Here is a 7,286-nt window from a genome sequence, read left to right as displayed (position 1 = left end):
GCCCCAATAGGGGCGTGCCGGTATTCGCGCCTTATAGGCGCTGCACAAACTACCAGCTAAGCTGGTAGTTTTGATTTGGATAAAAAAGTATAATAACCTTAAGAAAGTGAGGAGAAATGGATTTAAGAAATTTACAAATTTTTAAAAACTTGACAGACCAAGATCTTGACCTTATCAAGTCTAAGACAGAATTTATAGAAAAACCCTACTCCAAGGGCGAGTATATTTTTAGGACTGGCGATACTGGAGCTGACTTATTTTATTTAATAGAAGGCAGCCTTAATGTCTACCAGATAGATTCAAATGGCAAGAGATTTATCTTCCAAAACTTCAATAAACCAACACTTTTTGGCGAAGTCTACGCCTACTTAGGCGAGCCCTTTGACTTTGACTGCGAATGCGCAAGAGACTCTAAAATTCTTATCATAAAAGATTTTAGGAAAATCTTTGAAGTACCATGCCCAGAAAACTTTTTAAGGTCCTATATAAAATTTTTATCCAAAAAGTGCCTGGCCCTATCAAAGAAAAACCAAATCACCTCCCAAGCAAGCCTAAGACAAAAAATAGGTAAATACCTACTAGAAAACGAAAAAGACGGCAAAATCAACCTCACAATGAAAAGAGAAGACCTAGCCGACTACCTCTCCACCACAAGGCCCAGCCTATCAAGAGAACTATCAAAAATGACAGATGAAGGAATAATAAAAGCCGGTGGAGATTATATTGAGATTTTGGATAGGGATGGGATCCAGTTTTAGTTTTAGGTGATAGTTATAATTTGAAATTACAGCAAATGTATGACTATGTTTTGCTTTTAAGTATGCGTAGGAGGCAAAAGCAAAATTAATTACTAAATTTTGTAAAGAACGTAATCTTTTTCATCCAGTTGCTCCTACTCGTCGCAACTTGTCCTCCACTAGCCGGACGGGCTTTCTCAAAATTACATAAGGTTTCTCATTAATTTTCCTGCGGACATTGTCCTTGTAAAATTATGAGAACCGTTCAAATTTTGCTCACAAAATTTGCCCTACCATTACGAAACGAGGACTAGGTTCGAAAATTTGCTTAAAGGATTTATTTTGCTTATATTATAGAGTAATACTTATCTAGCAATGTTTGGCAAAGCCAAACTAGCCAAGCAAACCTCAAACTACAAAACCAGTTCTTCCATCTATCAAGAAAGATTTTTAATCTAGGTCAGCGTTAAAAAATCGCACTGTCTGAGCGTAGCGAGTTTGCGATTTTTAGCTGACCGACGATTAGAAATCTGTTAGGAAAAACGAAAACTAATACAAAGCTATCCGCTCTACTAATAAAAGCTTGCCGAAAGGCAAGCTTCATTATCCGCCCTCCGCTTAAGGAGCCGCTCGGGGGTGTAGCCGAGAGGGGTTTAAGGGGAGGCAGGTGAGGGACCCTGCGGAAGGTCCCTTGGGCCTCCCCTTATTACGAAGATTCAACTGTAAAAAGAATAATTCTTTAAAATACAAAAATAAATTATAAATTAAATACTTTTATAAAATATTTTCCAAAAATATTTTCCCGCAAAAAAAAGACAAGCCTTAATTGACTTGTCTTTTTAAATTATAATTGTTTATAATTGTAAATAATCTATATTAGACTATTTTACGATTTTAGAAACAACTCCTGATGCTACTGTTCTACCACCTTCACGTACAGCGAATCTTAGTCCTTCTTCTAGGGCGATTGGCTTTTGAAGTGTGATCTTGAATGTTGCGTTGTCTCCTGGCATTACCATTTCTACTCCGTCTTCTAGTTGGATGTCACCTGTAACATCTGTTGTTCTGAAGAAGAATTGTGGTCTGTAGCCTGAGAAGAATGGAGTATGACGTCCACCTTCTTCTTTGGTTAGTACGTATACTTGACCTTCGAATTCTGTGTGTGGGTGTACTGAACCTGGTTTTGCTAGTACTTGTCCTCTTGAGATTTCGTTTCTTTGAACGCCTCTTAAAAGAACTCCTACGTTGTCGCCTGATTCAGCTTGTTCTAGTTGTTTGTGGAACATTTCTACACCTGTTACTACGGCTTGAGATGTCTTTTCTGTTAGGCCTACGATTTCTACTGTGTCGCCTACTTTTAATGTTCCTTTTTCTACTCTTCCTGTTGCTACTGTTCCACGTCCTGAGATTGTCATTACGTCTTCTACTGGCATTAGGAATGGTTGGTCGTTGTCTCTTTCTGGGATGTCGAAGTATTCATCTACGGCGTCCATTAGTTCTAGGATTTTGTCTGACCATGGACCTTCTCCACCTTCTTCTAGTGATTTTAATGCTGATCCTACTACTACTGGGCAGTTGTCGCCGTCGAAGTCGTATTCGTTTAGTAGGTCTCTTACTTCCATTTCTACTAGTTCGATTAGTTCTGGGTCATCAACTTGGTCTTCTTTGTTTAAGAATACTGCGATTTTTGGTATACCTACCTGTCTTGCTAGTAGGATGTGTTCTCTTGTTTGTGGCATTGGACCGTCTGCTGCAGATACTACGATGATTGCACCGTCCATTTGTGCTGCACCTGTGATCATGTTTTTAACGTAGTCAGCGTGGCCTGGAGCGTCGATGTGTGCGTAGTGTCTTTTTTGTGTTTCGTATTCTACTACAGATGTGTTGATTGTGATTCCACGTTCTCTTTCTTCTGGAGCTTTATCGATGTGTTCGTAATCGATGTATTCACCTGTGCCGTATTTTTTGTTTAGGGCTTGTGTGATTGCTGCTGTTGTTGTTGTTTTACCGTGGTCTACGTGGCCGATGGTACCAATATTAATATGTGGTTTGCTTCTTTCAAATGTTTGTTTGCTCATTTTTTCTCTCCTATATTAATTATTTGTTAATTACTTCATCTCTTACAGATGCTGGAACTTCTGCGTAATGGTCAAAGCTCATTGAGTATGTTGCTCTACCTTGAGTCTTACTTCTTAGGTCTGTTGCGTATCCGAACATTTCAGATAATGGAATGAATGCGTCTAGTACGTGGATACCGTCTTTTGGATTCATACCGTCTATCTTTCCTCTTCTTGATGATACGTCACCCATTACATCTCCAAGATACTCGTCTGGAGTTGTAATTTCAACTTTTTCGATTGGTTCTAGTAGGACTGGGCCTGCTTTTTGTACAGCGTTCTTGAATCCGATTGAACCTGCTACGTGGAAGGCTACTTCTGATGAGTCGACTTCGTGGTAAGATCCGTCGAATAGGGTTACATGAACGTCTACCATTGGGTAACCGCCAAGTACACCTGCTGCTGCAGCTTCCTTAACACCTTCTTCAACTGGTCTGATGTATTCTTTTGGTACTGCACCACCAACGATTTTGGATTCGAATGTGATTCCTGATCCTTCTTCGCCTGGTTCAACCTTAAGCATAACATCACCGTATTGTCCAGAACCACCTGATTGTCTTACAAACTTACCTTGAGCTTCAGCTTCTTTAGTAATTGATTCTCTGTAAGCAACTTGTGGGTTACCAATGTTTGCTTCTACTTTGAATTCTCTTAGTAGTCTGTCTACGATGATTTCAAGGTGAAGCTCGCCCATTCCTGAGATAATTGTTTGACCTGTTTCTTCATCTGATCTTGTTTGGAAGGTTGGATCTTCTTCAGCAAGTTTTTGAAGACCGATGATCATCTTATCTTGGGATGCTCTTGTTTTTGGTTCGATTGCTACTGAGATTACTGGATCTGGGAATTCCATTTGTTCTAGGATAATTTGATTATCTTGGTCACATAGGGAATCACCTGTTGTTGTATCTTTAAGACCTAATAGAGCAACGATATCTCCAGCGTATCCTTTTTCGATTTCTTCTTGCTTATTAGAGTGCATTTGCATGATACGTCCAACTCTTTCTCTCTTGCCTTTTGTGGCATTGTAGATATATGAACCAGATTCGATTGTACCTGAGTAAATTCTAACGTAGATTAACTTTCCTACATATGGGTCAGTTACTACTTTGAATGCTAGGGCTGCTGTTGGCTCATCATCTCCAGGATGTCTTTCGATTACAACATCTGGGTCTTTAGGGTCAACACCCTCTATAGCTGGTACATCTACTGGGCTTGGCATGTAATCTATAATTGCATCTAGTAGTGGTTGAACTCCCTTGTTTTTGTAGGCAGAACCTAGTAAACATGGGAATATTTTTTGTGCTATAGTTGCTTTTCTGATAGCTGATTTGATTTCATCTTCTGTAACTTCTTCACCTTCAAGGTATTTCATCATGATTGTATCATCAACTTCTGATAATTCTTCAAGAAGGTTGTTTCTGTATTCTTCAGCTTGTTCTTTTAGTTCAGCTGGGATTTCAGAATATTTTGGATGTGCTCCAAGGTCTTCAGATGAATATGTTACTGCTTGCATAGTTACAAGGTCTACAGCACCTTCAAAGCTTTGTTCAGCTCCTATTGGAATTTCAAGTGGAACTGCGTTTGCTTTTAATTTATCTTTAATTGTATCTACTGCCATGAAGAAGTCTGCACCTGTAGCATCCATTTTGTTGATAAAACAAATTCTTGGGATGTTGTATTTGTCAGCTTGTCTCCAAACAGTTTCTGATTGTGGTTCTACACCACTTTTAGCATCGAATAGGGCTACAGCTGAGTCTAGTACTCTTAGAGATCTTTCAACCTCTACAGTAAAGTCAACGTGGCCTGGTGTATCGATAATATTAATTCTATGGTTTTTCCAAAATGCTGTTGTTGCAGCAGATCCTATTGTGATACCACGTTCTTTTTCTTGTTCCATGGAATCCATTACTGCTGTTCCATCGTGGGTATCTCCGATTTTATAAATTTTACCAGTGTAGTATAGGATTCTTTCTGTACAGGTAGTTTTACCTGCGTCTATGTGGGCCATAATTCCTATATTTCTGGTATCTTTAAGTGCAACCTGTCTAGGCATCTATCCCCCTAACTAATATCTAAAGTGCGCGAAAGCCTTATTAGCTTCTGCTGCCCTATGCATCTCTTCTTTTCTTCTTACTGCGGCACCCGCATTGTTTGATGCATCGATAATTTCTTTAGAAAGTCTTTCAACCATAGTTTTTTCGCCTCTTTGACGAGCGAAGTTTACTAACCATCTTAGGGCTAGTGTTTGTCTTCTTTCTGGTCTAACTTCCATTGGTACTTGGTAGTTTGCACCACCGATTCTTCTTGCCTTAACTTCTAGAGTTGGCATTATGTTTTCCATTGCTTGGTGGAAAACTTCAATAGCGTCTTCGCCTTTGGTTTCTTGTACTATATCAAAAGCTTCATAAACTATTTTTGTAGCAATGCCTTTTTTGCCGTCAAGCATAACATTGTTGATAAGCTTTGTTACCACTCTATCGTTATACTTGGCATCAGGCATTACCTCTCTTTTTGGTATATGTCCTTTTCTTGACACTTTTCTTCCCTCCTTTACCAATTATGTGTAATATCTTGAGTACTCGGTCATAGCCGTTAAGTGTGCACATATACCTTTATTTTAATAGGCACATTATGCACTTATTTTCAACTAATTACTAGCCTCTTTTTGCTCCGTATTTAGATCTACCTTGTTTTCTTCCATCAACACCTGCAGTATCAAGTGTACCTCTGATGATATGGTATCTAACACCTGGAAGGTCCTTTACCCTACCACCTCTAATTAGTACAACACTGTGTTCTTGTAGGTTGTGTCCAATTCCTGGAATGTATGAAAGCACTTCAGCACCATTTGTAAGTCTGACTCTCGCGATTTTTCTTAGAGCTGAGTTTGGCTTTTTAGGTGTAACTGTTCTAACAGATGTACAAACTCCACGTTTTTGTGGTGATTGGTTAGGTGTTATTCTACTCTTAAGAGTGTTGTAGTTATAACCTAAAGCTGGTGTATCTGATTTAGATTTTTCGCTTTTTCTACCTTTTCTAACAAGTTGATTAATTGTTGGCATAATGCACCTCCTATTCTTTAAAATTTAATAAATTGGCAAACTTCTGCCAATCCTTAAATATTTTACACGGCTTCTGCCCCTTTGTCAAGTAATTTACTTATTTCTATGAAGATTTCTCAATCTAGGTGATAAAAACAAATAATTTCATTAATGATATTAATTTTCAAATAATTTTTACCGCCCAATATTTTTTATAAAAATTAGCAAAATAATATTTATATCAAGATATATTGGGTATAATATTAGTGTTAAATGTTTTTTTAAAGGAGATATAATTTATGAATATTACATTTGCAGGAAACAAAGTAAACTTATTAGGAAAAGAAGTAAAAGTTGGTGACAAGGCCCCAAATTTCACAGCTAGCAAAAACGACCTATCAGATTTTAATCTTGATGATCTAAAGGGAAAGGTAGTTGTAATCTCAGTTGCCCCATCACTTGACACTAGCGTTTGTGCCTTCCAAGCAAAAAGATTTAACAAGGAAGCAAGCGAACTTTCAGATGACGTTGCTATAGTAAATATCACTCTTGACCTACCATTTGCTCAAAAAAGATTCTGCGATGCTTATGAAATAGGAAACACAGTCACAGTTTCAGACTACAAAAACAGGGAATTCGGTGAAAAATACGGCTTTTTAATCGATGAATTAAAACTTCTTACAAGAGGAATCGTTGTAATCGACAAAGAAGGAACAGTTCAATACGTAGAATACGTTCCAGAAGTAACCAACGAAGTAAACTTCGACGCTGCCCTAGAAGCAGTTAAAAAGTTAGTTTAGGATTTTCTGACCAATAGAAAGGATTTTTATGGATTACAAAAAATTTGGAAACAAGATAGTCGCAAGGTTTGACAGGGGTGAAGAAATTCACGAAGCCCTTAAAACCCTCGCCCTCAAAGAAGACATAAAACTCGCATCCATATCCGCCATTGGCGCCACAGATGACTTTACTATTGGTGTTTATAAGGTTGATGATAAGTCCTATACAGAAAAAAATTTTAAGGGCGTGTTTGAAATCCTCGGTATAAATGGAACTATAACCACCAAGGAAGGAAAATACTATCCCCACCTCCACATATCCGCATCTGACCATGAAGGAAACGGACTTGGCGGACACCTAATTTCCGCCCATATAAGCGTGACTTGTGAAATGGTCATAGATATAATCGACGGTTGGGTTGGTAGAAAAATGGACGAAGACATAGGAATCAACCTACTTGATTTTAATTAAAATTTTTTTGAAAATGAAAGACCCTAGCAGCTGGTATTGAACTGACCCCCAAAAGTTAGACCAAAAAACTAACTAAAGGAGGTCAGTTTTTAAATGGCAAAATATAGTACAGAATTCAAAATGAAAGTAGTAAAAGAATA

General features: G+C 38.1%; 7 protein-coding genes. 3 read left to right on the top strand and 4 right to left on the bottom strand.

The genetic code is table 11. The features are described from left to right. Nucleotides 1-116 precede the first annotated feature (116 nt). Nucleotides 117-758 (top strand): Crp/Fnr family transcriptional regulator, encoded by a 642-nt coding sequence (locus AC1EJ5_RS09845; RefSeq protein ID WP_479816003.1) that lies wholly within the window; start codon nucleotides 117-119, stop codon nucleotides 756-758. 860 nt (nucleotides 759-1,618) lie between these two features. Here the strand turns inward: AC1EJ5_RS09845 and tuf are convergent. The 4 genes from tuf to rpsL form a co-directional block, all read right to left on the bottom strand. Next, the gene (tuf, locus tag AC1EJ5_RS09840; RefSeq protein WP_223419701.1) at nucleotides 1,619-2,815 is read right to left on the bottom strand and encodes an elongation factor Tu; all 1,197 of its coding nucleotides are present in this window, start codon (nucleotides 2,813-2,815) and stop codon (nucleotides 1,619-1,621) included. A gap of 19 nt (nucleotides 2,816-2,834) precedes the next feature. Next, nucleotides 2,835-4,907, bottom strand: coding sequence for an elongation factor G (gene fusA, locus AC1EJ5_RS09835; RefSeq protein WP_348937526.1), 2,073 nt, complete (start codon nucleotides 4,905-4,907; stop codon nucleotides 2,835-2,837). 12 nt (nucleotides 4,908-4,919) lie between these two features. Next, complete coding sequence (gene rpsG / locus AC1EJ5_RS09830) at nucleotides 4,920-5,390, bottom strand: 30S ribosomal protein S7 (protein WP_308748754.1); 471 nt, start codon at nucleotides 5,388-5,390, stop codon at nucleotides 4,920-4,922. A 118-nt stretch (nucleotides 5,391-5,508) separates the two neighbouring features. Further along, nucleotides 5,509-5,916: a 30S ribosomal protein S12 gene (gene rpsL / locus AC1EJ5_RS09825; protein ID WP_004828284.1), complete on the bottom strand. Its 408-nt coding sequence runs from the start codon at nucleotides 5,914-5,916 to the stop codon at nucleotides 5,509-5,511. Nucleotides 5,917-6,194: 278 nt separating this feature from the next. Here rpsL and tpx point away from each other — a divergent pair, with 278 nt between their 5' ends. Further along, nucleotides 6,195-6,695, top strand: coding sequence for a thiol peroxidase (tpx, locus tag AC1EJ5_RS09820; RefSeq protein WP_479816000.1), 501 nt, complete (start codon nucleotides 6,195-6,197; stop codon nucleotides 6,693-6,695). Between the two features lie 28 nt (nucleotides 6,696-6,723). Next, nucleotides 6,724-7,146: a PPC domain-containing DNA-binding protein gene (locus AC1EJ5_RS09815; RefSeq protein WP_348937523.1), complete on the top strand. Its 423-nt coding sequence runs from the start codon at nucleotides 6,724-6,726 to the stop codon at nucleotides 7,144-7,146. Nucleotides 7,147-7,286 lie beyond the last annotated feature (140 nt).

Source organism: Anaerococcus sp. C0059F3 (genome assembly GCF_056590475.1).
Note: the sequence above shows the minus strand (reverse complement) of the source record. Positions and strands in the feature narration are given on the sequence as shown.

What these genes read in the sequence shown, in the direction of transcription:
- fusA (WP_348937526.1), bottom strand. Translation starts at nt 4,907, where the DNA reads ATGCCTAGACAGGTTGCACTTAAAGATACCAGAAATATAGGAATTATG.
- rpsL (WP_004828284.1), bottom strand. Translation starts at nt 5,916, where the DNA reads ATGCCAACAATTAATCAACTTGTTAGAAAAGGTAGAAAAAGCGAAAAA.
- AC1EJ5_RS09815 (WP_348937523.1), top strand. Translation starts at nt 6,724, where the DNA reads ATGGATTACAAAAAATTTGGAAACAAGATAGTCGCAAGGTTTGACAGG.
- AC1EJ5_RS09845 (WP_479816003.1), top strand. Translation starts at nt 117, where the DNA reads ATGGATTTAAGAAATTTACAAATTTTTAAAAACTTGACAGACCAAGAT.
- tpx (WP_479816000.1), top strand. Translation starts at nt 6,195, where the DNA reads ATGAATATTACATTTGCAGGAAACAAAGTAAACTTATTAGGAAAAGAA.
- tuf (WP_223419701.1), bottom strand. Translation starts at nt 2,815, where the DNA reads ATGAGCAAACAAACATTTGAAAGAAGCAAACCACATATTAATATTGGT.